Origin of the sequence: Cellvibrio sp. ARAG 10.3, assembly GCF_051846955.1 — a bacterium.
GTDB lineage: Bacteria > Pseudomonadota > Gammaproteobacteria > Pseudomonadales > Cellvibrionaceae > Cellvibrio.
Window position 1 is genome coordinate 22,958 of record NZ_JBPYCU010000018.1, and the last position, 25,575, is coordinate 48,532.

A 25,575-nucleotide genomic window follows, 5' to 3' on the forward strand; every position below is an offset into this window, starting at 1 on the left:
TGCTGGTTAATCCTAATGAGGCGCCTGCGGGCGCCTCATTGCTAAATAGCCAGCGCCACAACATCAACCTGTTTTGAAAAGGTTTTTTATCATGCGTAAATTAAACACAAAGCAGCGTCAATTGGGACTGGCCATTACCGCCGCCTCTCTTGCGATGTGTACCGGCAGCGCTGTCAGCGCGCAGGAACAAGAGCCCCCTGTTGTATCGCCTATTGTCGCACCGGTTATTGAAGAAATGATTGTCAGTGGCCGCTTGAAAAGCGGTGCGCAATCAGTCGTTGAGCAACGGCTGGAACAAGCATTCTCTGCCGACATCCTTGGTGCAGATCAAATCGCGCGCGCCGGCGACTCTGACGTAGCCATGGCGCTTTTACGCGTCCCTGGTGTTACTGTAAAAGAAGGCCAATACGTGTATGTTCGCGGTCTGGGTGAGCGTTACGCCAGTGTCCAGCTAAATGGTGCAGCGGTACCGTCGCCGGAACTGACACGCAACGTCTTACCCTTGGATATTATCCCCTCCTCTATTGTAGAAAACCTGAAAGTTCAAAAGTCCTATTCTCCGGACTTACCTGCACATTTCGGCGGCGGTAATGTTGATATCAAAACAAAAAGCATTCCTGAAGAATTCCTGTTTGAAATGGCTATCGGAACAGGTATGAATTCGGAAAGCTCTAATGATGGGCTAAGCTATCGTAGCGGTGGAGCGGTTGATGGCCTTCCTGCTGCCATCAGTACTGCATTAGATACATACCAAGGTCGACTCAATATCAACAATATTGCTGACATTATTGATACTGATGGAGGCTCTCCATCTCAGGAGCAGATATTACAAGCCCGTCAAATCAACCGTGATCTGATTCTGAGTTTGAATCGCAATATTGAAATTGAAAAAAAATCCAATCCTATTGATATCAATGGTGCGGTTGCTCTGGGCAACTCATGGAGTATTGGAGATGATTGGCGTTTTGGAGCCGTGGTAAACGCCTCTCACGATCAGGAAGTTCGTAACAAAAATCAATTCCGCCAAGGCATCGACAATCCGGAAGATATTTACACGCAAGTTGATCGTACTATTGAAGAAACAAGGGAGTTACTGAGCTTCAATGTGGGATTGAATTTCCAGGACTTTCACAATCTGGAATTGAATGCTTACAAAATTGATATTACAGAAGATGAAGCACAAATCCAGGCCGGTTATGATGCCAACAACTTAGCCAGTGGGGATCGTCAACTTATCGATTACATAACACGTTATGAAGAGCGGGAACTGGAAGTTTATCAGGCACTCGGCGAGCATAAGTTTGATCAGTTGTCTGGTAGTATTCTGGGCACTATTAATGTCGATTGGTTTTATTCTGACTCCAGCGTGGAGACAAATATTCCTGGAAAAGCCACGGTCAAGGGCAGCAATAGACTTGATCCAGATACCGGCGAAGTCCTGAATACACAACTTTTTGTGTCAGCGACTACAGCCGCATTTGAATTTCTGAACCTCCAAGACGATGTCGAAAGTTACGGCGGAAATATTGATATTCCCCTTTTCTTCGACAATACCGAAATCACCTTATCTGCAGGCTACAGCTATAACGATAAAGCGCGGGAGTATTTTGGTTATACAGCCAACATAGGTACTAACGGTGTTCCTACGCAGGTGTTAAATAACACACCGGGGAATGTGTTCACCAACGCCAACATCAATAACCCGGACAATCGTTTTGAGTTAACGATGGGTACCGGTTTGGGCACAGAGAGCTATATCGCCGCGCAGATGACAGATGCTGCCTACGGTATGTTCGATTTAAAGTGGAATGAAACCTGGCGACTTACTGGTGGCGCGCGCTACGAAGAGTTCCGCCAAGCTTTACTGCCACTCGATTTACTCGATTACACCGGTCAACACATCGTAGACTTAATTGATGCGATTCAGAAAGAGGATCAACGTTACGCTATTCGCGATGACGGCTGGTACCCTTCTCTGGCGCTGACCTACATGAACCATGGCTTTATGGGCGCAGAAGATTTCCAGGTCCGCGCGAGCTTCGCTCAAACACTAGTTCGCCCGGACTTGCGTGAAGTTTCAGAAGTGTACTATATCGACCCGGATCTTGATGTTCAGGTTAAAGGCAATCCTTTATTGGTCTCTTCAGAGATTGATCATTTTGAAGTTCGCACAGAATGGTTTTACGACAACGGTGATAATTTCACTGTAACCCTGTTCTACAAGGATATTGCCGATCCTATCGAACAGAGCCGTGAACCAGGTTCCGATGACAATATCCAATTAACGTTTTATAACGCTGACGCTGGTGAAATTTACGGTGCGGAGTTTGAAGGCTTGAAAGATATTGGTGCAGGATTCTTCATATCGGGTAACGTGACCTTGTCAGATTCTGAAATAGAATCTTCAGCGGATGTTGGTTATACCAACCCCATTCGCCAGATGACCGGTCAATCTGAGTATGTTGCCAACATGCAGCTTGGCTATGACTCTGACAATGGCATGCATAGCGTTTCTCTGGTTTATAACGTCTTTGGTGAGAGAATCTATTATGCTGCTCGTCAGGATGGTCATGATGATGCTTACGAAAAACCTTTCAACTCTCTGGATATTGTTTATTCATTCTTCCCAACAGAGTCTCTGACGGCAAAACTGAAAGTGGGCAATATTCTTGATGAGACAAGAACTTTTGAACAGGTTAATAGTGAAGGGCAAAACGTAACTATTCTGGAACAGGATGTGGGTACCAGTTTCAGTTTGGACTTGCGTTATTCATTCTAAATATTGATTTATTGGCTTCCGCTTCTTTGGCCGCTCTTTTGAGCGGCTTTTTTATTTCATTGCGATGAAATATGACACTTTTGTTTCAATTTACAAAGATAATCAACAACCTTATTTCGATAGGAAAATATATTTTCAAATATTTCTAAAATGTCATGAATTATTAACAATAGTATGATTTGCAGCTGTTACTCTTATAACAAGATCGTTTAACGCCCTCTTCTGGCGCGAACAGATCCCATAAATGGGGCATCCAAGCGTTTATCAACACCATAACATGCCCTTATTCCGTTTTGAGGAGGACCTATGCAAACTACTCTTTATAAAAAAATGCTCAGTGCTTTGACCATCATTGCAGCTGTTCTGCCCTTCTCCAGTAGCGCCGAGACTTATACCCCTGCGCAGTTTGGCGATGCCGTCAGTCAACTTACCGCAAAAGTTAATCTCCCCGATACATTCGAAGGTGGCTTTACAACTATAGCTGTTTATTGCCAAACCGATGTTGCTACATCCGGCATGATTAGCAATACATTGTGTTATCAGGATAATGAGATTGCTAACCTGCGCCAACAAACGCTGGATGCTCTTGATAGCGTCTCTTTTGTTCCCGCCAAAGTTGACAATCAAGCCGTTCCTGTCCGCCTGCAGTTCCGCGTGGTGTATTCCCGTACTGGTGATCAGCCCGATATTTTAATGCTACCTAATCTTGGTACCTTACAGGCTCAGCACGGATATAATTATGTAGCACCACAGGAACGCCTTGATCAACAAGATTGGTTTAGCGGATATTCGCAAAATACCTGGGCTCAGGGTAAGCCTTTCTTTAATAAAGGGCGTCTTACCCGCGTTATCGGAACAGTAAAAACCAATGGGGATGTAGCCAGTGTCAGCACGCTGGATGCCCGGGGGAAAGGCAAGCGTGACGCGGCTGTTATTGAAACCACGTTAAAACAAACCAGGTTCATTCCCGGATTAGTGAACAACCAGCTGACCGAGATGCACTATATTGCGGTGCTAAATTACGCCAAGTAATGCTGGATTATTAATTGAATGCCCCGCCATGCGGGGCATTTTATTGGTGAATTAATAAATCTCTGTATAATTGCGCTGCTCACAATTATAAATTCCATTCTGCAGCCAATGACCGACATTACTTCCTCGAACAATTTCTGGAACATCTTCACCATCTTCCTCCGCCTGGGCCTCACCTCCTTCGGAGGGCCAGTAGCACATCTAGGTTATTTTCGCGAAGAGTTTGTAGCGCGCCGTCAGTGGTTGAGCGAGCGTGATTACGCCGACCTTGTTGCCCTGTGCCAGTTTTTGCCGGGTCCGGCCAGTAGTCAGGGTTGCGGCGGCTTGTGCGGTTTTATTGTTTTCATCCACCTGGACGCAGGTCGGCGTGATTATCTGTGCTGGTGTGCTTGGGCTCTGGTTATTCAATACTGCCATGTTTAATGCCGCTCGGGATATAGCGCTTCATCCAACCGTTACCCCTGCATCGAAGACTCAACATCATCGTCACAGCGGTGTCTTGTGGTTAAGTATTTTTGCTGCGTTGCTCATTGCCTTGCCGATTTTTTCACACGTATTTTCCTCCCACATTCTTGCGGTAATTGATGCGTTTTATCAGGCTGGCTGGGAGGCTTCATCGCAGTGGTGGCTATTTTTTTGCCGTCATTTTTATTGATTGCGGGCGCATTGCCCTATTGGGATGTATGGCGGCGCAACGACCGCGTGCAGGCAGCATTGACGGGTGTTAATGCTGGCGTGGTAGGTCTGTTGCTCGCGGCGCTTTATGATCCAGTGTGGACCAGCGCTATCTATTCCGTACAGGATTTTTCACTGGCATTGGTCGCACTGGTTGCGTTGATGTTTTGGAAGTTACCGCCCTGGCTGGTTGTGATTGCTTGTGGTGTTGCGGGCTGGCTCATTAATATGTACTAGCCGGGCTGTCGTCACAGATTTCACAACCTATCGCCACCTTTCATCAAATTGATATTTCATGCTGCGTGATGCTTGGGCAAAGCGATAGACACCACAGCCGCAAGACCGATCAACATCGACGATATCCATAAGCATGCTGTAAGCCCTGCCGCTTGATAAACCCACCCAGACAGTAATGTACCCAGCAAGCGTCCAGCTGCATTAGCCATGTAATAAAACCCTACATCCAGCGACACACCATCTTCCTTTGCATAACTCACAATCAGGTAGCTGTGCAGCGAAGAGTTAATCGCGAAAACAACCCCAAATATCAACAGTCCACCAATTAAAATCGTTGCTATAGGGAGGCCTGCTTTCAAACCAAAGGCAATTGCCGCTGGAATAATGGTAAGCACGATTGCCCATAACAAGGCTTCAGATCCGCCAGGTGATGCAGATTGTGAGCGTTTTATCAGCATTGGCGCAATGGATTGCACAATACCGTAGCCAATCACCCACGCCGCCAGGAATCCGCCGACCCACCAAAAATCCCATCCCAATTGACTACTCAGAAATACCGGCAAGGCAATAACAAACCAGACATCCCGCGCACCAAATAAAAACAATCGTGCGGCAGACAAGACATTGATCGCGCGACTTTTAGAAAATAACGCGTTAAATTTGGGTTTCGCTTTTGCTTTGCCCAAGTCTTTTTTCAATAAAATTAAACTGGCCAACCAGATAATCAACAACGCCGCTGCCATTGCCACAACAGCACCGGTAAAACCGATTAACGTCAGTAAAGCACCACCAAGGAAAAAGCCCACACCCTTTAACGCGTTTTTAGAACCCGTTAATAAGGCCACCCACTTGAACAGCTGGCCTTGCTGATCGCCAGGCACCAACAATTTAATCGAGCTTTTTGCACTCATCTTGTTGAGGTCTTTAGCGATACCGGATAATGCCTGGGCTGCCATTACCCACACCACAGTCAACATCGCGGAAGGTACGGCGAGCATCAGTAACGCGACAACTTGCAGCGCCAAACCGATATTCATGGTGCGGTTCAAACCGATGCGCGCGCCGAGGTAGCCCCCGATTAAATTGGTAATTACACCGAAGATTTCATAAAACAAAAACAAAGCTGCAATTTGCAACGGGCTATAGCCCAACTGGTGGAAATGCAATACCACCAACATGCGCAAAGCGCCATCGGTCAGGGTAAACGCCCAGTAATTACCAGTGACCACCAGATATTGCTTTATCTCAGCACTCAGCGGCTTGCCTGCTGTGGTTGTCATAGAATAATCCTCAACCGGCCAAGCCGACCATGCGTGCAAGCTCCACTGTACGATTGGCGTATCCCCACTCGTTGTCGTACCAGGCATAGATTTTCACTTGGGTATTATTAATAACCAATGTCGACAAGGCATCAACAATCGAAGAACGAGGATCACCACAATAATCGGTAGAAACCAGCGGGCGTTCTTCATAACCCAGAATATCTTTAAGTTCGGCCTGACTTGCTGCTTTCAGAAAACCATTAACCTCTTCTACATTGGTTGCACGCTCAACTTCAAAGACACAATCGGTTAAGGATGCATTTGCCAGCGGCACCCGAACGGCATGGCCATTCAAGCGGCCGCGTAACTCAGGAAATATCTCCGCAATGGCCGTTGCAGAGCCCGTTGTAGTAGGAATTAAATTTAACCCGGACGCACGAGCCCGGCGCATATCTTTGTGTGGTTGGTCCAAAATGGATTGCGTATTCGTTAAGTCATGGATGGTTGTAATGGAGCCATGACGAATCCCCAGCTTCTCGTGAATCACTTTAACCACGGGAGCGAGGCAATTGGTTGTGCAGGATGCTGCCGTAACAATGCGATGCTCCGCAGGATTAAACCAGTGATGATTAACACCCATCACAATATTCAAAGCGCCCTGCTCTTTCACCGGCGCGCTCACCACAACACGTTTCACACCTTGATCCAGATAGGCTTGCAATACCGCCACTGACTTCATCTTGCCGCTGGATTCAATTACCACATCACAGCCGGACCAGTCAGTATCTGCAATGGTTTTTTGCGTTGTCACAGTTATCGATTGGTCGTTGATAAAAATATGGTCACTGTCGGCCTGCACATCTTCCGGCCAGATACCCTGCACCGAATCGAATTTCAGCAAGTGTGCATAAGTAGCCGCATCAGCCGCCGGATCATTAATCTGCACAAATTCAAACTCCGGCCAGTGCCAGGATGCGCGCAGCGCTAAACGGCCAATACGGCCAAATCCGTTAATACCTACTTTGATTTTTTTCACTTATTAACTCCTGCTTCCCGCAAAGCATTAAATAGAAGATTGGTTAACTCGCCGACTGACTGCTTCAGCGGATTCAATACGCGATCATAGTAAGAAGAAGGCTTCATGCGGCTTTCATCGTCACACTACTGAAAGGCTTATGGTGAACATACGCATCCAACGCCCCAATACACGCAACTGGTTGACGACGTTAAACGATTGTGAACCGTCGCAGACTTGCATCACGGCCAGCGTCTTGCCCTGAGTTGACCGAATCGCACCCATCGACAACGGAATCCAGTCGATTTGCGCTTTAAATACCGCACTCATGGAACCGTGTCGTTCCGGCGAGCACCACACCTGCCCTTCGGACCACCAAACTAACTCGCGCAGCTCCTGCACCATCAACAACAGCGTTGCGGTCGGTCATGCATTGCGTGCAAACGTTGCAGGTTATCCGCAAGCCATTCCCCATGGGATTCGCGCATCACTTTCAACGTCTTTTTGGCCCACCCTGGCATGTCCTGGTGTAGCCGGTAATATACCCACTGCCCCTGTCGCCGATCTGCCAAAAATCCGCAACTACGTAACTGGGCCAAGTGACGGGAAATTTTTGGCTGGGTTTCATCTAAAGCATGAGTAAGCTCGCATACGCACAATTCTTTTTCACCCGCGATCAACAGCGCAATACGGGCGCGCGTTTCATCAGCCAGGCATTTTCCAAATTGGTCAGGGGATAGCATATTCATAAGCGCTTCACTGTGGTTATCGATGCATCAATACATATACATATTCGTATATCCATATATATTGACAAAGCATATCCGGCAAAAGGACCAATTTCAATAGATCCTATTGCCAGCGATTACCTAATCAGGGTAGGACGAAGCCGACGAGCATGAAGACAGGAAAACGAGGCGGATATCGCCCGGTTCAGATGGAGGTATTTGTCTTGCTAAACAATGCGGCGACAGCGTCGGGCACAAAGGGGCGTCCACGTTCATTGAGCGAGGTACCGGTAATTCGCGCACTCAGGCATAGCTTGTCATCTGATTTACGGTAAATATTCTGCACGAAATCAAACTTAACCCGTGATGATTGTTCTACCACAACATCCACATAAAATTCATCGCCGCTTTTTAATGGCCATTTGTAATCCAATTCCGCACGCAGGACCACCAGGTTGACGCCCTGCGCTGCCAGCTCGGCAAAATTGACACCGCGCTCCAGCAGGAATTCGTGCCGTGCATGTTCAAGATAATTTTGATAGACGCCATTGTTAACAATACCCTGAATATCACACTCATAATCACGCACTTTGAAATCGAGCTTGAAGGTTGTCATGGTTAATCTATTCCTTAAAAGCGATGTTAAAAAGAAGTGGCATAATATCAACGCTTAAGAAATCTCGCACCCAGAATTAACATACACGGCGTCAACAGCAGCGTGAGTAGTGTGGCAAAGGTGAGGCCGCCGGCTATGGCGCTGGAGAGCTGGGTCCACCATTGCGTGGAAGGCGCACCCCACCCCAGGCTGGGCTCAAGCAAATTGACGTTAACCCCCAATACCATGGGCATTAAACCGAGAATGGTAGTTACCGCCGTAAGCAAGACCGGTCGGAGCCTGAGGCAGCCGGTTTCCAATGCGGCTTCATAGGGGTTCATCCCGTCACGGCGCAGAATATTATAGGTGTCGATCAAAATAATATTGTTATTTACCACAATACCGGCCAACGCGATCACACCCATCCCTACCATCACGACCCCGAAGGACTGTCCATTCACCAATAAGCCGAGCAGTACGCCAGCGGTGGAAAACACAATAGCGGACAATACCAACATCGTTTGGTAGACACTGTTGAATTGGATAATCAGGATCAATGCCATCAAAAAGATCGCAATTAAAAATGCCGACATTAAAAATTGTGCAGCCTCACGCTGGTCAGCATCTTCACCGTCAATTCTTATCTCCACGCCCTCCGGCAATTGATCATATTTTTCGCGCAGTTGATCTAATAAAGCGTCCAATCGCTCGCCCGGTGCAATATCCGCCTGGATCGTTGTGGTGCGCATGCTGTCCACGCGCCGTACCGTGCCGGTTTTTTGTGCGGGCAGCACATCAACAAAATAGGGTAAGGCAACCTGCCCGCGTGTGGTGTTTACGGTCAAGCGTGAGAGCTGCTCGATGGAACGCCAGTCGCCCGGCAGGCGTACCCGAATATCCACTTCATCGGTTGCATCTTCCGGGCGATAAGTCGCCAACAGCAAGCCGTTGGTAACCAACTGCACCGCATTACCGACAGTCAGCACATCCGCACCAAGCCGCGCCGCCGCTTCGCGATCAACTTCAATCCGCCATTCAATACCGGGTAAGGTGCGGTCATCCTCAATATCGATAAAGCCACCGATCTCTTCCATCAGATTGCGCACTTGGGTTACGGCTTCATCCATCAAGGCAGGATCGGTTGCGCTCACCCGCAATTGAACCGGCTTCCCCTGCCCTGGTCCCTGCTCCTGCTCGCGGAACTCCAGCACAATACCGGGTATGTCGGCAACGGCAGCGTACATTGCGTCCGTAATCTCCCTGGCGCGACGGCGCTCATGCCAATCAATTAACTGGAATTGCAAAACGCCAATGACGTCCGTCCCCATCTGCTCGTCCGGCATGGCAAAGCTGCGCGCGTAAACGGCTTCCACTTCGGAATAGTTTGCAAGGCGTTTTTCAATCCGTTTGAGCACCCGATCTTTTTCATAAATGGATAAATCGCCGCGCGCACGCACATGAAGCTGCACCGTTTCCGGCTCAATGTCAGGAAAAAATTCTACCCCGTGATTAAATTGCATGTAGGCAATATAGATAACGACGATAAGACCTAAAGTGCCAAGGAATGTATAGCCGGGATAACGCAATAAGGTGCCCAAAGCGTGGCGGTATTTTTCCATAAACTTGCCACTGACCGGCTCTTCCTGCGCGGGTTTTTTCGTACTCACGGCCCCCATCGTCGGCAAAAAAATCAGTGCCATCAGTAGCGATGCCAGCAAACATAAAATCACTGTCGCCGGCAGGTATTTCATAAATTCGCCCACCACACCCGGCCAGAATAACAGCGGGAAAAACACCGACAAGGTGGTGGCGGTGGAGGCAATAACCGGCCAACTCATGCGTGCTGCCGCGTTGATCCAGGCCTCTTTCGGACCCTGCCCTTCATGGAGGTACCGATCGGCCAATTCACTCACCACAATCGCACCATCTACCAGCATGCCGGCCACCAGAATCAGTGCAAAAAGCACAATGATATTCATGGTGTAACCCACCGCCCAGATCAACAAAATGCCCGTTAAAAACGCACCGGGAATTGCCAGGCCCACGAGCACCGCTGAACGTAGCCCCATGGTGGCAATAATTAAAATAAGTACCAGCACTACGGCCGTCAGCACATTGTTAAGCAGGTCCGACAACATCATCTCCACTTCCTTGGATTGGTCCATGATGTAGTTCACTTCAATACCCTCGGGCAGCAGGTTATCGGCTTGCTCCATGGTTGCCTTGACCTTGGCAATCGTCTCAATAATGTTGGCGCCGGTCCGTTTACTCACTTCCAGCACAATACCCGGCTGGCCGTTGATGCGCGCAAAACCGGTCGGGTCTTTAAAGGTACGACGCAGTAGCGCGATATCACCAAAGGTCACGACGCTGTCGCCATCCACTTTCACGGGAATGGAGTACACGTCTTCAATGGTTTCAATAACGCCGGGCACCTTTAACGGCATGGCACCGGCGCCTGTGTCGAGGCTGCCCGCCGCAATCAAACGATTGTTGCGTGAGACCAGATCAAATAATTGGTTGTAATCAATTTGATAGCTGTCGAGTACTTGCGGCTGGGCCACAATTTCCAGTAAGTCTTCACGATCACCACCGACATCGACTTCAAGCACCTCGGGAATCGCTTCCAGCTCCTGCTTGATACGCCGCGCAATATAAATTAATTCCGCTTCAGGAATGGGGCCGGAAAGCGCGACAGACAACACAGGGAATAACGCAACATTGACTTCGTGAACACGCGGCTCATCGGCTTCAGTAGGAAAAAACGAACGCGCCGCATCAACGCGTTCGCGCACATCCTGCAGTGCGCGGCGCGCATCGAAACCAGCATCGAACTCCAGCATGACTGACGCATGACCTTCGCTGGAGATGGATACCATTTCCTTCACGCCCTCCAGCGAACGCAGCTCCTGCTCCAGAGGCCTGACCAGCAGCCGATCCGCATCTTCCGGGCTGATGCCATCCAGCGTGACGGAGACATACATCATCGGAATAGCGACGTCGGGATTGGCTTCTTTGGGAATGGCCACATAGGCGGCGATACCGGCAATCAGCAAACACACGAACATCAACAAGGTGGCTCGACTGCGATCCAGAGCCGCGCGGATCAAGGTTTCCATCAGGGTTGCTCCGCGCTTACCGGATTAACCGGGTCGCCAGCTGTTACAAACCCGGCGCCAAGCGTAATGACTTCAACCTCTTCCGGCAGGCCACCGACCCAGACACCATCCGGGTCAAAGCTGAGAATCTCCACCGGCAGAAATGTGACCTTGCGCTCGGCATCGATGGATTTAATACCTAGTTGACCACCCTCGCCCAATGACAGCAAAGCGGGCGAAAGTCGATGCGCTTTTTGATCTGACAGGCGCACAGTCAACGTGGCACTTGATCCGGCGATGCGGCGGCGCTCGGGGTTATCCACTTGTGCTTCTATACGAAAACTGCGCGTGCTGCTTTCTGCACGACTGGCCACAAAGGTCAGGATGCCTGGCAGTGTCGAGCCGTCGAGCAATTTTGCTTCCACCGATTGCCCTGGGCGCAACGCATAAATTTGTTGTTGCGGTACATAAGCAATCAAACGCAACACCGCAATATCCACCAGGGTGGCCAGTGGTTCCCCCACTTGAACATAATCGCCCTCTTCCACTGGCAAGCGATCTATCACACCGGCAAAGGGGGCGCGGATTTTTGAATAAGCCAATTGCAAGGCACTCTGCTCACGCTCGGCATAAGCGGATGCGGCAGCTGATTTCAAACGCAAATATTCTGTTTCCGACAGCAGATTTTTACGACGCAAAACCTCGCCACCTTTCAGCTCAGCCTGACTCAACGCCAGCGCCGCCTCAGCCTGCGCCAACTCCGCTGCGCGCGCCTCCGGATCCAGCCGAAACAACACGTCTCCCTCGGCAACCACAGCGCCCCAATCCACCGCCCGCTCGGTCAGGTGCGCGCTGGTCTGGCTGAGAATCTCGACCTCTCTTATTGGCAACAACTCACCTTGCACCACATGTACCGGTGAATGTGGTTCGGCCTCCAATACCGACGTCTCTACCCGAAATGCTTTGGAATCCTCCGGCTGAGGCTGTTCCTCGGGCGGTTCATCTTTAGCGCGCAAAAAATCGCCGCTGGCCAGCCAGAGAATTAACAAGCCAGCCAGCACGAGAGCAACGATAAGATGATTGCGCTGAAGGCGCTGTAAACGTTCGCGAAATGCGGGGGGAAACGGCATCCGGTTCACCTGATAGTGTTGAGTGGAAATGCCGCCGATTTTTTAATAAAGACACTGATAAATGAAGCGGCAGATCATGCCGCATGGTCGAGGATTATTTGGGTATGGGTCTGTGCGAATTGCCACATTGTTATTAGCACTACTCATCCAGCCAAATACGATCAATCTTAAGGTAGCCACTTACAGTGCCTCGCATTTGCAATTTAATGCTGCGACCAGTTGATTGAGCGGCAAGCGCAGTAGAGTAAAGTAATTTTCCAAAATCTGGAGAGTCTGCTATCAGAAAAGCTGCCGCGCTTCCACTCTACACATTAAACCCCACACTGACTGCTATCGCAGGATCAAAAGTAGCATCGAAGCATATCAACATAAGATTATTAGATTTTACGTAAAACGATCTTACTTTTCCCTCATAGACACAATAATTGCCGTCCGCCAATGTACGACATTCCTGAGCTGCAGAAAACGCAATGCTGGCAATACCAGATAGCGTCAGAAAAAAATACCAAATTAGTCAAATGCAAAATTTTTTTAAAGCAATTAATTATATTTTTTCCTTAAAAACCAACAAAAAGACGATTAATAAAACATTGGTTTGTAGCATCACTAAATCTGATTGTTATTGGCTTACCCGTTGATGCAGCTACGAGAGCAACACTCAGCATTTTCTCAGAACCCTCCTGAGTAACCGCATTTTCCCCCACGGATACATAATAATGTTTTGGACTAGAGCCATTTGTACAGTGCTCAGATTCAGTCTTGAAAGACAAGACAAAATCGCCGTTTGCCACAGGGTATATTCTACGAATTTCTGCTGTGTGACTTTGTTCTGCTGAGAAAGCCAACGAACTTAAAAACAGAACACAAATAAGTAAATATCTCATAAGATTTTCCTTGAGTTAAAGACTCTAGAATTCCACCGCCCAAGAGTTAATCTCGTTCATCCAGGGCCGAAATAACGCAATCAGTATGGTCACTATCAATCACATAACGCAGGCTTTTATCCCTAGCTTTCGCCGACAAAGCATATGCGTATAACGCCCGATCAAAATCTGTCCCACCCATATCGATTTGCGCGCGAGAATGTTCACAATGATCGGGTATTTGGTTGGATGTAATATAGGCAACACCATTATTTAGAGATAGCGTCCATTCTGTAAGAGTTTGGCTCGGCCAGTACCTTGCCGCGAATGTAGAATGCGAAGAAAAAACTGATATAACAATTGAAAAATGAAGCATTGCAACAGCCAAAAATTTCCTCGAATGAAATTCTTGCCTTGTTAATTTAATAAGTTCCATATTTTAACCCAACAAATAGTTCATATAGCCTCACACAAAGATGCCTAATTCCGTACATACCTTAAAGGCAGGACCCACACCTTCTTAATCGAAGACGACATTTTCCCTTACTTCAAAACTCTGAATCTATCGATTGTTGGCTGACAACCATTTTGGCCAGACTCAATATGAAAAACTATCTTTTCATCTGCCATAAAAGCAGCAAGCATTGCACTCGCCATTACATCGTAATTAGGATGATCTTTTGAGATAGAAAAACGCTTACCATTATCGCAAGTACTAATTTGTGTATTGGCATAAGAGGTAACAAATACTAATCCTACGGTATTAGGATAAACCTCTATTACATTCGTCAATGTTGACCAAGGTTCTGCCGACACAACCGTAGAAAACATCAAAAGTATTGACAACAAAACCATTTTTTTAATCTTTTTCATTGTGCACTCCTTATTAATTATTAAGTCTTATAACCTAACAAAATACGACCAATAACAAATTGGTTTATAGTACTATCCGACCTTATCGTAATTGGAAAACTTGATATTTCTCAAATTTTAAAGACTTTAGAAGTCTATAGTTTAAAGATCAAATCTCAATCATCCAAGGCCGAAGGAATTTTTATTAGCATGGACACTGTATACCACATATCACAGGCTTTTATCCTGACCGCCGACAAAGTATAAATGGATAGCACTCGATTAAATTCATCCCCACATCACGCCGATGTGCACACAAGAATACACACAGAGATGAGGCATTTGCCTGAATGTAATATATCTAATATCACTATTCAGAGACCGCCTATTTCGCAAAAGTTTACCAATATCTACCTACAGCTGACATTTTTAATAGCAGAGAAAAAAGCATAATAACCATCCAAGCCACTTTGGAAACAGAGCCTCCACAGAGGCACTTAATATTTGGTGAGATAATTTACTTTCTAAAGAAACTCTAAATAGTAAGTTTAATATTAGACGATGAATAAAAACCCTTCTAATGATCTCATTTTTTATTACAGAACATTTTTTAGAAAATCCTCTTCGCTAATATGAACCCACCTATCAGAGCAATGCTTAACCATATCCTTAACTTCACCCAATCCAAACCCTACAAAATTTAAAGATTTATTGTTTTTCCATACTCTTATATGGTTAATTGACGATTGAGGATTATTAAGATCATACAAAATATAATTAAAAAGATAATATCCGTCAGCACCCTCAAAAGAATCCATATGCTTTATCTCCAAAGGGTTTGGATAAAATGTATTTATATCCTCACCCTCATCAATCGAAATATTTTTAAATACATTATTCAAATAATAATAATTTCCCTTTGAGTTGGAGGAAAATTTTTGGGGGACATCTACTATGCAACCATGAAAATCCAATGAACTCGCAGAAGCTCCCGGTGCCACACAGAATAAAGCAGAAAACATCATTAATCGTACAAATGGTCTCATTTTATTGGCTCACTAAAGCTAATGTCATCAACATTACATCTAATTGAGTTATTGCAATTATACCAAACACTGTAACCAAACTTCCCTGACGAAAATGAAGAAAATGTACTCCTAAATTCTAATAACTGAGCAAGTCCACCTGCAATAACTCCACCCACAGATGACAATCCCCCATAAAAATTATCCACCGTACCCGCATCATCCAAAATGACGGCAGCATTTTCCAAGAAACCTCTGGACATAGGGTTCACGGCCATAGATAAAGCTTCCGCATTCATACCCATCAATTTTGCGTATAAACTTGCCTGAGCGGAGATAAGCTGCTGCCTTACCGGGAGGCTACTTTCTTTTAAATTCAATCCATAAAAACTACCAAACTCTTCCTGAAACTCACTTAGACTCAAACCAGCAATTCTATCTGCTTCCGCTTTAGCTACAATCGCAACTCTTCCCCAGTAATCCCGCATTTTGGAAGCACTGCTTTCCTGATTAAATAAGTGCGCCATAGCAGCAGTCACTGCACCATTCGCAAACTTACCTCCTGAAATCTCGGATATTGTCCCACCAACTAAAGCAGCCACCATGGTTCGTCCTGCGACAGCGGAAACACTGCCATCGCTGTAGTCGAATTTCATGTAAGACATAAAAGCTTTACTTAAACCCGCACTGACAAAACCATGCGCAAACTTACCGCCTTGTAATTCAGAGATTACTCCTCCAACCATAGCATGAGCAAATATTCTCCCTCCGGTCGTCATATCGGCGCCGCCGATTTGCTGGAAAACGTAAGAAGAGCCCCTGCTTATTGCAAACGCTTTTGCTCCTGCAGTGAAGCTCCCGGTCAAGTAAAATGCGTTATTTGCCGAGAAGGCGGCAGAAATCCATGGCCCAACAACTGGAATGAAGTTTAGAACGGTTGGAATAAAAGGAACTACGCTAGGAGCATAATTATTTAAAAGTTTATGGGTGTGCCAAATACCTGATACTTTCATAAAGCTTTTATATAATTTTTTGAAGAAAAACCCACTTGGGTCCGTCATATTTAACGGGTTGTTCAAAACATAAGAATATCGGTTATAGCTTTGAGTATTAGTAGCAGCCTGAATAAAGGGATCAGCCTGAAGGAAGCGTGCCAATTTAGCATCATATATTCTTCCATTCATATGGATGATTCCCAACTCATCCACCATCTCATGACCGGTGTACCCGCGCGTAGTCACTTCGTGATTAAACCCGGTTAACTCAAGCTTTGATATGTCATAAGCAATGTTCCATGTTTCGGCACTACGGCGTGCACCCCAGGCATCAAAACTCATGGAGTGCGTGAGCGTACCCACTGCATCGGTAATAATATCTACTGATCCCAAGTGATCCTTATAGATAAATGCTTTGCTAATACCATTGGTAAGCAAATTGTTGGCGGTGTCGGTTTTATAAGTAAAGAGTGCACCAGCTATACTGCGCTTCCACTCAACCACCCCTGCAAGCCCGGTTTCAATTCGCTCTATTGAGCCAAAATAACGTGTGGTTGTTGCCAGGCTGTTTTTCGTATCAACGCGCTTCCAGCGGCTTCTATCCGGACCATGGTAAAAGGTTGTTTCCGTATTATCATTAGCAATTAGTGACACTTGATCATATGTGGTGTATTCGAAGCTGCGATTAACTGCCCCGTTATTTTTGTCACTTATCATGTTGCCATTTCTATCGTACTGATAAGTCTTATTACCAGTCGTTGTAGCAGTAACAGCATGCGGGCCGGCCTGGCTACCGTAGGTGTATGAGCCGACGCCTGTTTTAGAAGTAATATTGCCATGACCATTGTAGGTGATGATTGATTGGGCACCACTGACGGTGCAGCTTCCTGTCAATGACCCTAAATAAGTCCTGGTTAATCGATTTAAATTGTCGTAACAGAAACGTTCTTGAAGATTATTGTTGCCACCGCCCATTTTGGCGCTTTGATTATGGCGGTAATTGAGATTACCCACTGTATCCCAATCATAACCAATATTCTGGATCAGCTTTACCGGTGAGATAACGCTTGCCTGCTGACGGGTCAAATTGCCAGTGGTTTCATCATATGTATTGGTCGTGGTGGCACCATTTCCACGCAAAATACTCGTCACCTGGCCTCGTGCATTCGTAGCCAGCGTTTTTTTCAGCCGCTGACCACTGCCCAGATCAATTACTTCTTGCTCATAGCCGTTCAGGTTGTAGCGAATCTCTACGCCACTGGTTTGTGGGGTGCCGTTACTTTTAATTAGTTGATGAAGCACGTCATATTGATGACTGGGGCGGCTGTACTTGTCATAGGTAACACTCGTTGTATACGCCGTCGCGTCACCGGGATGATATACCTGCGTAGTTGTGGGACGCCCAAAATCATCGTAGTTATAAACTGTGCGATGGCAGTTCAATGCTCCGGCTGAGCAAAGACTGCTAGTACCATTGGTATTCATAACAATAGCTGTCGGCTGGCCCTTGGCCCCGGTTTTTACTGCGCCGTCCTCAGCTGTATCATAGAACCATGTTGTATGACCCTCTACAGAATTATTTGCCTTGTAATCTGTACGTGTTTTTACACGCCCCAAGAGGTCATACGTCATGGTGGTTGTCTGGCCTTTGGCATCAATCTGGCTGATCAACTCACCAAAACCGTTGTAGTTGTAATACCACCAACCATCCAGCTTCGTACTATTTAGAGAGGCGGCAACTTCATCGCATGTTTTGGTAGCATTAGTGCCCCCCTTGTAGCTTGTACCAATGTTAAAGCCACCTTTATCCGGATCGTGCATTGCCACTTTGCGACCAAGTTTGTCGTAGCACATTCTGACAGTCACAGACATACCATCAGCGGTTGTGGTCGCACTTAATAAGCCACCATAAACATCGTAGGAATAACTGATCGTACCTTCCAGATGATCTTCAACTTTAACCAATTGCCCCAAACCATTCCGCGTTTCAATACGCTTTTGATCAAGGCTATTGGTAATTGTCGTTACGTTATTCTCGTACACACTTTCAATTTCAGAATTATCTGGGCCTGTCACCTTAACAACACGCCCAAGAATATCGTAGTCGTTTTCGGTCCAACCACTGATTGAGCCACCATTGTAGTAGGGATTGCTTTGCCGCTTCACTCTACTCAAATTATCGTATTCGGTGTCAACATGGGCATGACGACCATCAAAACTTATTGTCGTTGTCCGGATATTTCTGCCTAGTACATCGAAATATTCAATGGTACCGCCACCTCCAGCAGCCCGCTTCCACGAGCGGTAGACTGCTCCAGCAGGGCAACTAACCCCTTGCCCGCAGTAAATGGTATCTGTTCGAGTCCATGCGCCTGTTGCATCCTTGCGCATATATTCACTGCCTAATGCATCGTAAAAAATATTCGTAGTAAGTCCGTTTACACTTGTAATACGCGTGGGGGAACCAAAGCTATTTATAGAATTAATGGTTGATGTATGCCCAAGGGAATTACTGGTAGATTGGATATATCTGCCCTTGTTATCTTTATAGGTAGTTGTCGTAGTTCTGGTCTCATCCTGACCAGATGACCCAAGTGCAACGGTGGAAACACCCGTTTTGTTCCCAAAACCATCGTAGGTATAGGTTGTGGTTGTACCTAATGCATTCCCTGGCTCAATCATTTCTTTCTTCAGCATTCCACGAAATCCGCCGGTTTCTCCGCCTCCGTAATATTCAAATGTTGATATACGCTTATTGTTGCTATCGTTATTTGTAGTAACTTCGACTCTTGACAAGCGCCCCATACGCTTTTCCCAATCCGTGGCTCCATACTCGCTGTAGGTATTTTTAACAAGTGTTGTAGAGCCATCCGTTGTGGTTACTTTGATATTTTTAGTATTGCCATAGGCATCTGAATACAGCTCTGTTTCAGTGACCACCGTTTGCAATAGATCACCTTGCTCACTGCCACCACTTTTAAGTGCGTAGGTTTTCTCCGTGCTCTTTTTGACGAACGGTTGATAGCGCTTAGTGTTATCCGGCCCAACAATCTCTTTATAGTCCCATTCATTTACCGCACTGCTCAGCATCTTCCCTGCTGAACCGGTTGCAGAGTGAATAGTGGTAGATAAAGGCTGACCGTTGAAAGGAAAATCCTGGCGATAGGTTGTTGTTGTTGAAATACCTGTTTGTTTATCAATAGTTGTCAAGCGATTAAAACCGAGGAAACCCCGGCCAGACGCCTGCATTTTCGCTTCCGCGTAAAAATATTCTACTTTGCTTAGAGCGTTAGCATTTTCTGCAGTGGGAGCACTACTTTGCACTTCTGCAACAATAAATGCAGGACCATTAACTTCCAGTACCGGGGCACCCTTGGTGTCATTGCCTGAAATTAATGTGACGCTGTCGTCCGGCAAATCCCAACCGCCATTTAGGCGTGAATAGAAACTGCTTGCATCAGTAACCGTGTAGGTATATGTCGCGGGGCATTGAGGATGTCCAGTGCAATTAGTGGGGTATGTATGCTGGGTAACCGTGGCATTGACATCAGTGGTTGAATAATGGCCACTATTCGATAATGTGCCATATATAATTTTGGTTATACCGCCTAGTCCATTTTGGATGCTAATAATCGCATTATGCTGCTCATCGCTTGGCACAGGATCGGATGGGTTAGGGTTTCCGCCCACGCAAGAAGCATTCCCTTGATGATAAACGTAGTGACAAGGAATAGGTTCACCAGCAACGGCCATTACACCTCGATAGCCTGTTAGTGCTGCGGATGTGATTCTTATGTAATCAATAACACCATCCCCACTTACGTCCATCAAAAGATGGCTAGTTTTGGCGTGAACGCCAACATCCCGCACATTAAAGGACTCGGTATCCCCCCATAAACGTACCGACAATTTTCCAGTATTACGGTCATGCCATGCGATATCTGTTGCACCGTCCCCATTAAAATCTAAATATTGTGGTACAGCTCTTTGAGAAGAACTACCGTAATAAGGCAAGTCAATCCAGGCAACCGCAGCATTAAAGCCATTTCCATTATTAAGCCGATAATTAATTCGATTTTGACCCGAAGAATAAAGCAGATCTGATAACCCATCGCCATTCAAATCCATTACTGTATATTGGATCAATACCCTCTCTTGACTGTAGTTTTTTAACACACCTTGATCAAAGGCTAATACATAATAATTATCATGAGGAACTATTACTCTACTGGAGCTGCCTGAAGCTATACAGGAGAATTTTCTTGTGTAGGTGCCAATGAAATCGGCCACACCATCACCGTTAAAATCCCCCATAGTCTCGGGGAGAACTTTAGTTTCATACCCATCATGCCGGCAATCACTAAGACCAGTAAAAGAAGGTTGAGATGTCGCTACCTCTGGGAAATTTGTAACGGCTTCCCATTGAAAGCTCGTGAAGTTCTTGAAAGAGTATGCTGTAGCGGAAGAATTTAGCTGTTCATTACGCCCCAATAACCGATAGCCGTTATTGGAAATCGCATCAACTAAACCATCACCATTAATATCAGCAAAGAACGTATTTTTATCAAGGAAACTCAAAGTCGAAATGACCGTGCTTGATGAATCTATCTTCCAAGTCCCATCAGGCCTTGTTGTAGAAACATAAATCTTCCAACCCGAATCATATACAGCCAAATCCTGACGACCATCAGCATTGTAATCAAGCATGTTTATCTTAATTTGATTATAATTATCTACCATACCCAAAGGAATCATGGATGAAGCTGTACTATCAGCGTATTTAATCCGAACGGCAAGGCTTGCTTTGTTCGGCAGACTGGATGTGGCATAACTTCTTTCGTACATCAAATAAATCAGGTCTTGTTTCCCATTACCAGTCACATCAGCAAACAAATTATTCAGCACATACTTATCATCAGTTGCATCGGGAAAATCTATTGTTTCCATTGTTTGATTTAGCGCCACATGTGTACCACCACCCCAATTAAATGTCGTAGCTGGCAAACACGCTAATGTAGCGCTATCTACTTGGCGACACTCTTGAATATGTTGCAAACGGCTAATTTTATTTTTATAACGGGCGTCAGATGTTTGCGTTGACATATAGGTAAGGTTGTAACGGCGCAGCTCTGCTCCTTCGTTATTAACTCTGATTTGCTTGAGCCGCTGCGTCAATCCAAATGCATGGCCAGCTATGTATGCAGGAGAAATGTCGCTTCGCGCTTCATAATCAAATATTATGCTTGCTTTTGAGTCTGTTCGTGCGCTTGCCGTTGCTGAAGAATTTACTGATGGAAAGGCATAGTGAATCGTTTTAATGCGCTGACCATTTGATCCATTGCCTTCATAGACGAAATCAATTGCATTTCCTACGTTATCCTGAAAGCGATTTATTGCCCATGTCAAGGTTGTGTTCGCCGCTCCTCCAGTCACTTTAGCATTCGTAGTGTTGCCGTATACCGAGGTAGATCCATCCTTTGCTTCAACGAGGAAATAAGCGGGGTGGCCTGTACTACCACCTTTTGCTGTAACTAATGCGAAGTTATCTAACTCAGTTTTATAGGTACTATTAGCAGCACCATATGTACCAGAAACCAACATCAAGCGCTGGCCATCTATACAAAAGCGATCTTGTGCAGTCCAAGTAATAGGCTTGGAAGTTCCATCATGAATCAACGTTTGACGGCATCGCGTAATGGATGACAGCCCTCCAAGCGACCATCCCTTTCCTGCTATTCCATTAGCACCTAAGCTCGAATAATTTAAAGATAGCTGAGGGGTTACACCCGCTGTTCCTTCAGCAAGCATGATAGGAACGCTATAGGTTGCCGCACCTGATTCATCAACACGGAATTCACCAGGAGTTATACCGACATGCGTTGCTCCACTTGGCAAAGGACTATCTATAGATGGCGACAGCTCACGATACTGTACGGCGGGTATCCCCCCGGAGTCAGCAACAAAGGCATATTCACCCCTGTCGCTTGAATAAGAGCCGACAATTACGTCTTTCCTACCGTCATAATTAATGTCTTGAAATGTTATGGGAAGGCTTCTGTCACTGAGATTAGAGTTTCCAGAGGTGTTATAAACTTGGCTTAGCAGGGGAAAAGTATTGTTTGTCGAACTGGATAACAACAAAGCTGGTGCATATGAATCACTACCCCGCAATAAGACATTATTCAGGCCCGCATTTCCGTTGCTCCAGATATAAAAATCGTGGTTATTTTTGTATAGCTTTAAAGTACCAGCAGCAACTCTTGCTGCAATCTCTATTGAGGTAAGAGAATATTCAGCAGGACTTGCGTAAGTATCATAATCCCCGTAAATAACAAAACTAGTTGGGGCATGCAATAGAATGGGGGTTGCTATATCACCATGCAATATTAATGTTAAGGGTTTGCCATGAAAGTAGAAGTCATCATCCCCATCACTATTGATATCACCAACATAAATATCATAGTTATGGGTGCCGATTTCCGCCGCCTGAGAGGATTGTATAAAGCCGAGAGATAAAAAAGCGATTAACAGTAATAGCGAACGGAACATGAATCCTCCATGCAAACGCTGGAATAGTTATTAAACTTTTGAGGAAGTAATATATCTGTACTAAAGCTACACAGATAAATAGGAAGGATATTTTTGATGAAGAGGGGAAGCTGTAATCAGGCAGTCCCTGAGTAAGATTCCGCGCTTAGTCCTTAATCCTTACGCGAGATGTGAGCTTTGGAAGGAAATATAAATGAGTTTTCCTCCAGTGGCAATAGACGCCAATACTTCAATGAGCAATTGAGCTTAACATCATGATTTTGTTGAGTTTATTACCCATAAACCTCCTTATTACAATGTAAAAAAACCATTAGGGATTGCTTTAACCACCTTTCTTTCTCCCAGTCTTAACCTCAGCCCCCTGATCATTCAACGAAATCACTCGCGTTTTACTGATCTTGTGGCGATAGATCTCACGCAGGTATTTAATCGCTTTTTTAACGCTGTCGCGCGACAAACGAATATCGTTGATGGACACGAATTTATCGTTGTTGTTGATTAATTCGCGGTATTTTTTCTCGTACATGGGTTTGATCGCGTACCAGTTGGTATCGAGGATCTTGGCCGGGTTTTCGTGTTCGTTGAGCATATCGTCGATCAATTTCTCGTCGAACTTGTCGGAGCGGATGAAATCGAGCATCGACATATCGATCTTGTCATCAAAGCGGTAGTCGTCCTGGGCGAAGCAGCGTTTGATGTAGGCGACGATCAGGGTGAGGAAATCGTCACTCAGACAGGGGCTTTTGGCGATCAGCGTGGTCAGCGAGATATTGGCTGAAGCACCGATCACCAGCGCATAGCGTTTCAGCGTGGTGTTAGGAAACAAGCTGTTCAAATGGGACTTGAGTTTGTTCAGGTCCATGTAAGACAGTTTGTAATCTTTGGGCAAGGAAACAATGGACACCACGGAGGAGCAGTTTTTAAAGAAATGCAGGTCTTTCAGTTCTGCCGGGTTGTAATCATTGTCAAGGTAATTTTGCAGGGCTTCGCGGTAACGGCCGGATTCAATCGGCAGCAGGCTGATCCCTTCGATTGCCTGGGTGACTTTGTTGAAATGCGGCAGGTCGATGGAACGAAAGAACAGATCATCGATATCCAGGTCATCATTGTGCTTGTCATAGATCTTTACTTTGTCGGTATTCAACGCAGCATCGGGAATCACCGATTCCGCGTAAGCCACCGCGACCGGACCCGCGAGGCTCATAAACAGGTCGTTGGCGTCGAGGCGAATCGTTTCACCGATATCAATACCCGCTCGACGGAAATAATTTTCGTCGTAATCCGTGGTGACGGCCTGGGCAGTCAGGATGTTAAAGATCTGTTGGGAAATATATTGGTTCGCGTACTTTTCCATGGCATTAACGTCGATATGCTGGATGTCGCCATCGTCGGTTTCCTCGGCATAACGCATGATGTCGTTAGAGATCAACATCATCGCATTCCAGGGGCGGATGCGATGCATCACACTGGCATCGTTGGTGTCTTCGTTGTCAAAGTTGTAGGAAAAATCCCACTCTTCCGCCAGGTATTTACATAACAGGCGCCCGGCATTGATATGCAAGGCTTCTGACATTTCACCGCCGTGATCGGAAATATTCGGCAGGATGCAGATACCACTGGTGAAGATCGGCTCGAACACAAACGAATGACCGCGATTTTCTTCGTCTTCATTGGGAGATCGGGTATCAAAGGTTTTGCTCATGTAGGCGTACTGCTGAGCCAGACCAAATTCGGATGCCATGCCTGAACCGGTACCGCCACCCGCACTGAAGATATAAAAATACAGCCGCGACTGGTTGGCTTTAATGCCGCAGGAATCAATCAGGTACGAATGAATAAATTTCCAATCGGCGTTGGAAAAACGTTGCGTATCTTTATTCAGAATAATCTTGGCCAGGTACTGCCCCAGGATCGGCGCATTACCTGCGCCCCCCGCATGCACCTCGGAAAGATCCATGATCTTCATCTTGGTGTAGTCATACAGGAAACCGCTCTTCTCCCCTTTGCTGGAGAAGCGGATGCGACCTTCAATATCTTTATCGAGATCGCCCAACATCACCAAGGGTTCAATCAAAAACACCGGCTTGGTTGCGGCCGTGTTGGATAAACTCAGGCTGCGCTTGATCCAACTGATCGGGCGCTCCTGTTCGCGATGCTGACGTTCTTCGTTGTTGAATTCGTTCAGGTAGAAGCTGCGCGCGCTGTACACCAGGGATGCGACATCCAGGGCAATATTGGAACCACAACGCCCTAAACCAATCAGGCACACGGAAGGAAAATCCTGCTGCTTTTTCAGACTGTCTTCGATATCGGGATTGATATTGGGGAAAACACTGCTGCGCAGCTGGTCGAGATTGACCAGGATTTTATTTAAATCGCTCTCGGTAAAGTACATATAGCTATCACTCGCAAAGGCATTGCCTCCCACGGACGAATGACGTTTAACATACTTCTTGATTACTGCCGGGGATTTTTCGTTGGTAATAACCTCGTCCTGATCAGTCGTGCGCGGGGTTTTTGTAGCCATGTTATGTGTCCTGCCTTTAGAAGGTTTTCCTGCATTTGCAAATGGATATCTTTTTTAAGGTAGACACTGGGTCACAGAATTACAAATTTACGCCATAGCATTTTCCATACCGGCCAGGTGAAATTTCAATTTTCTTCCTGTTAATAAGCTATAGGAATATCAATAATAAAAGCCGCTTCGCTTGTATCTATCGGGATATATTCAAAAAAACGA

The 25,575-nt window shown here is 46.1% G+C and carries 17 protein-coding genes; 4 read left to right on the forward strand and 13 right to left on the reverse strand.

The window, feature by feature from the left end; genetic code table 11:
• Positions 1 to 91: 91 nt before the first annotated feature.
• From ACSV5M_RS18075 to ACSV5M_RS18090, 4 genes are all read left to right on the forward strand, one after another.
• On the forward strand, positions 92 to 2,779 hold the full coding sequence (locus tag ACSV5M_RS18075) for a TonB-dependent receptor domain-containing protein (protein WP_439177893.1): 2,688 nt from the start codon (positions 92 to 94) through the stop codon (positions 2,777 to 2,779).
• 306 nt (positions 2,780 to 3,085) lie between these two features.
• Positions 3,086 to 3,811, forward strand: coding sequence for a hypothetical protein (locus ACSV5M_RS18080; protein ID WP_439177894.1), 726 nt, complete (start codon positions 3,086 to 3,088; stop codon positions 3,809 to 3,811).
• A 108-nt stretch (positions 3,812 to 3,919) separates the two neighbouring features.
• Positions 3,920 to 4,234, forward strand: a complete 315-nt coding sequence (locus ACSV5M_RS18085) for a chromate transporter (protein ID WP_439177942.1) — start codon at positions 3,920 to 3,922, stop codon at positions 4,232 to 4,234.
• 180 nt (positions 4,235 to 4,414) lie between these two features.
• Positions 4,415 to 4,723: a chromate transporter gene (locus ACSV5M_RS18090; protein ID WP_439177943.1), complete on the forward strand. Its 309-nt coding sequence runs from the start codon at positions 4,415 to 4,417 to the stop codon at positions 4,721 to 4,723.
• A gap of 56 nt (positions 4,724 to 4,779) precedes the next feature.
• Here the strand turns inward: ACSV5M_RS18090 and arsJ are convergent, their stop codons facing one another.
• The 13 genes from arsJ to ACSV5M_RS18155 form a co-directional block, all read right to left on the reverse strand.
• On the reverse strand, positions 4,780 to 6,003 hold the full coding sequence (gene arsJ, locus ACSV5M_RS18095; RefSeq protein WP_439177895.1) for an organoarsenical effux MFS transporter ArsJ: 1,224 nt from the start codon (positions 6,001 to 6,003) through the stop codon (positions 4,780 to 4,782).
• Positions 6,004 to 6,013: 10 nt separating this feature from the next.
• Positions 6,014 to 7,021 (reverse strand): ArsJ-associated glyceraldehyde-3-phosphate dehydrogenase, encoded by a 1,008-nt coding sequence (locus ACSV5M_RS18100; RefSeq protein ID WP_439177896.1) that lies wholly within the window; start codon positions 7,019 to 7,021, stop codon positions 6,014 to 6,016.
• A gap of 120 nt (positions 7,022 to 7,141) precedes the next feature.
• Positions 7,142 to 7,405, reverse strand: a complete 264-nt coding sequence (locus tag ACSV5M_RS18105) for an NAD(P)H-dependent oxidoreductase (RefSeq protein WP_439177897.1) — start codon at positions 7,403 to 7,405, stop codon at positions 7,142 to 7,144.
• Positions 7,405 to 7,749, reverse strand: a complete 345-nt coding sequence (locus tag ACSV5M_RS18110; protein WP_439177898.1) for a metalloregulator ArsR/SmtB family transcription factor — start codon at positions 7,747 to 7,749, stop codon at positions 7,405 to 7,407. The genes ACSV5M_RS18105 and ACSV5M_RS18110 overlap by 1 nt, the downstream gene beginning before the upstream one ends.
• A 184-nt stretch (positions 7,750 to 7,933) precedes the next feature.
• Positions 7,934 to 8,344, reverse strand: a complete 411-nt coding sequence (locus tag ACSV5M_RS18115) for an acyl-CoA thioesterase (protein WP_439177899.1) — start codon at positions 8,342 to 8,344, stop codon at positions 7,934 to 7,936.
• 47 nt (positions 8,345 to 8,391) lie between these two features.
• Positions 8,392 to 11,442, reverse strand: a complete 3,051-nt coding sequence (locus ACSV5M_RS18120) for an efflux RND transporter permease subunit (protein ID WP_439177900.1) — start codon at positions 11,440 to 11,442, stop codon at positions 8,392 to 8,394.
• Positions 11,442 to 12,551 (reverse strand): efflux RND transporter periplasmic adaptor subunit, encoded by a 1,110-nt coding sequence (locus tag ACSV5M_RS18125; protein WP_439177901.1) that lies wholly within the window; start codon positions 12,549 to 12,551, stop codon positions 11,442 to 11,444. Before ACSV5M_RS18125 ends, ACSV5M_RS18120 begins: the two co-directional genes overlap by 1 nt.
• Positions 12,552 to 13,108: 557 nt before the next feature.
• Entirely contained in the window at positions 13,109 to 13,435 is a 327-nt protein-coding gene (locus ACSV5M_RS18130; protein ID WP_439177902.1) for a response regulator receiver protein, read from the reverse strand.
• Positions 13,436 to 13,481: 46 nt separating this feature from the next.
• A complete protein-coding gene (locus ACSV5M_RS18135; RefSeq protein ID WP_439177903.1) occupies positions 13,482 to 13,850 on the reverse strand; it encodes a hypothetical protein in 369 nt (122 codons plus the stop codon).
• Positions 13,851 to 13,957: 107 nt separating this feature from the next.
• Positions 13,958 to 14,287, reverse strand: a complete 330-nt coding sequence (locus tag ACSV5M_RS18140) for a hypothetical protein (protein ID WP_439177905.1) — start codon at positions 14,285 to 14,287, stop codon at positions 13,958 to 13,960.
• 575 nt (positions 14,288 to 14,862) lie between these two features.
• Positions 14,863 to 15,312 (reverse strand): hypothetical protein, encoded by a 450-nt coding sequence (locus tag ACSV5M_RS18145; RefSeq protein ID WP_439177906.1) that lies wholly within the window; start codon positions 15,310 to 15,312, stop codon positions 14,863 to 14,865.
• A complete protein-coding gene (locus ACSV5M_RS18150; protein WP_439177909.1) occupies positions 15,309 to 22,835 on the reverse strand; it encodes an FG-GAP-like repeat-containing protein in 7,527 nt (2,508 codons plus the stop codon). Before ACSV5M_RS18150 ends, ACSV5M_RS18145 begins: the two co-directional genes overlap by 4 nt.
• Before the next feature lie 322 nt (positions 22,836 to 23,157).
• Positions 23,158 to 25,362: a hypothetical protein gene (locus ACSV5M_RS18155; protein ID WP_439177910.1), complete on the reverse strand. Its 2,205-nt coding sequence runs from the start codon at positions 25,360 to 25,362 to the stop codon at positions 23,158 to 23,160.
• Positions 25,363 to 25,575: the final 213 nt, after the last annotated feature.

Excerpts from the sequence above, each read along its gene's own strand:
- ACSV5M_RS18075 (WP_439177893.1), top strand. The coding sequence starts at position 92 with ATGCGTAAATTAAACACAAAGCAGCGTCAATTGGGACTGGCCATTACC.
- ACSV5M_RS18080 (WP_439177894.1), top strand. The coding sequence starts at position 3,086 with ATGCAAACTACTCTTTATAAAAAAATGCTCAGTGCTTTGACCATCATT.
- ACSV5M_RS18085 (WP_439177942.1), top strand. The coding sequence starts at position 3,920 with ATGACCGACATTACTTCCTCGAACAATTTCTGGAACATCTTCACCATC.
- arsJ (WP_439177895.1), bottom strand. The coding sequence starts at position 6,003 with ATGACAACCACAGCAGGCAAGCCGCTGAGTGCTGAGATAAAGCAATAT.
- ACSV5M_RS18105 (WP_439177897.1), bottom strand. The coding sequence starts at position 7,405 with ATGGTGCAGGAGCTGCGCGAGTTAGTTTGGTGGTCCGAAGGGCAGGTG.
- ACSV5M_RS18110 (WP_439177898.1), bottom strand. The coding sequence starts at position 7,749 with ATGAATATGCTATCCCCTGACCAATTTGGAAAATGCCTGGCTGATGAA.
- ACSV5M_RS18115 (WP_439177899.1), bottom strand. The coding sequence starts at position 8,344 with ATGACAACCTTCAAGCTCGATTTCAAAGTGCGTGATTATGAGTGTGAT.
- ACSV5M_RS18120 (WP_439177900.1), bottom strand. The coding sequence starts at position 11,442 with ATGGAAACCTTGATCCGCGCGGCTCTGGATCGCAGTCGAGCCACCTTG.
- ACSV5M_RS18125 (WP_439177901.1), bottom strand. The coding sequence starts at position 12,551 with ATGCCGTTTCCCCCCGCATTTCGCGAACGTTTACAGCGCCTTCAGCGC.
- ACSV5M_RS18130 (WP_439177902.1), bottom strand. The coding sequence starts at position 13,435 with ATGAGATATTTACTTATTTGTGTTCTGTTTTTAAGTTCGTTGGCTTTC.
- ACSV5M_RS18135 (WP_439177903.1), bottom strand. The coding sequence starts at position 13,850 with ATGGAACTTATTAAATTAACAAGGCAAGAATTTCATTCGAGGAAATTT.
- ACSV5M_RS18140 (WP_439177905.1), bottom strand. The coding sequence starts at position 14,287 with ATGAAAAAGATTAAAAAAATGGTTTTGTTGTCAATACTTTTGATGTTT.
- ACSV5M_RS18145 (WP_439177906.1), bottom strand. The coding sequence starts at position 15,312 with ATGAGACCATTTGTACGATTAATGATGTTTTCTGCTTTATTCTGTGTG.
- ACSV5M_RS18150 (WP_439177909.1), bottom strand. The coding sequence starts at position 22,835 with ATGTTCCGTTCGCTATTACTGTTAATCGCTTTTTTATCTCTCGGCTTT.
- ACSV5M_RS18155 (WP_439177910.1), bottom strand. The coding sequence starts at position 25,362 with ATGGCTACAAAAACCCCGCGCACGACTGATCAGGACGAGGTTATTACC.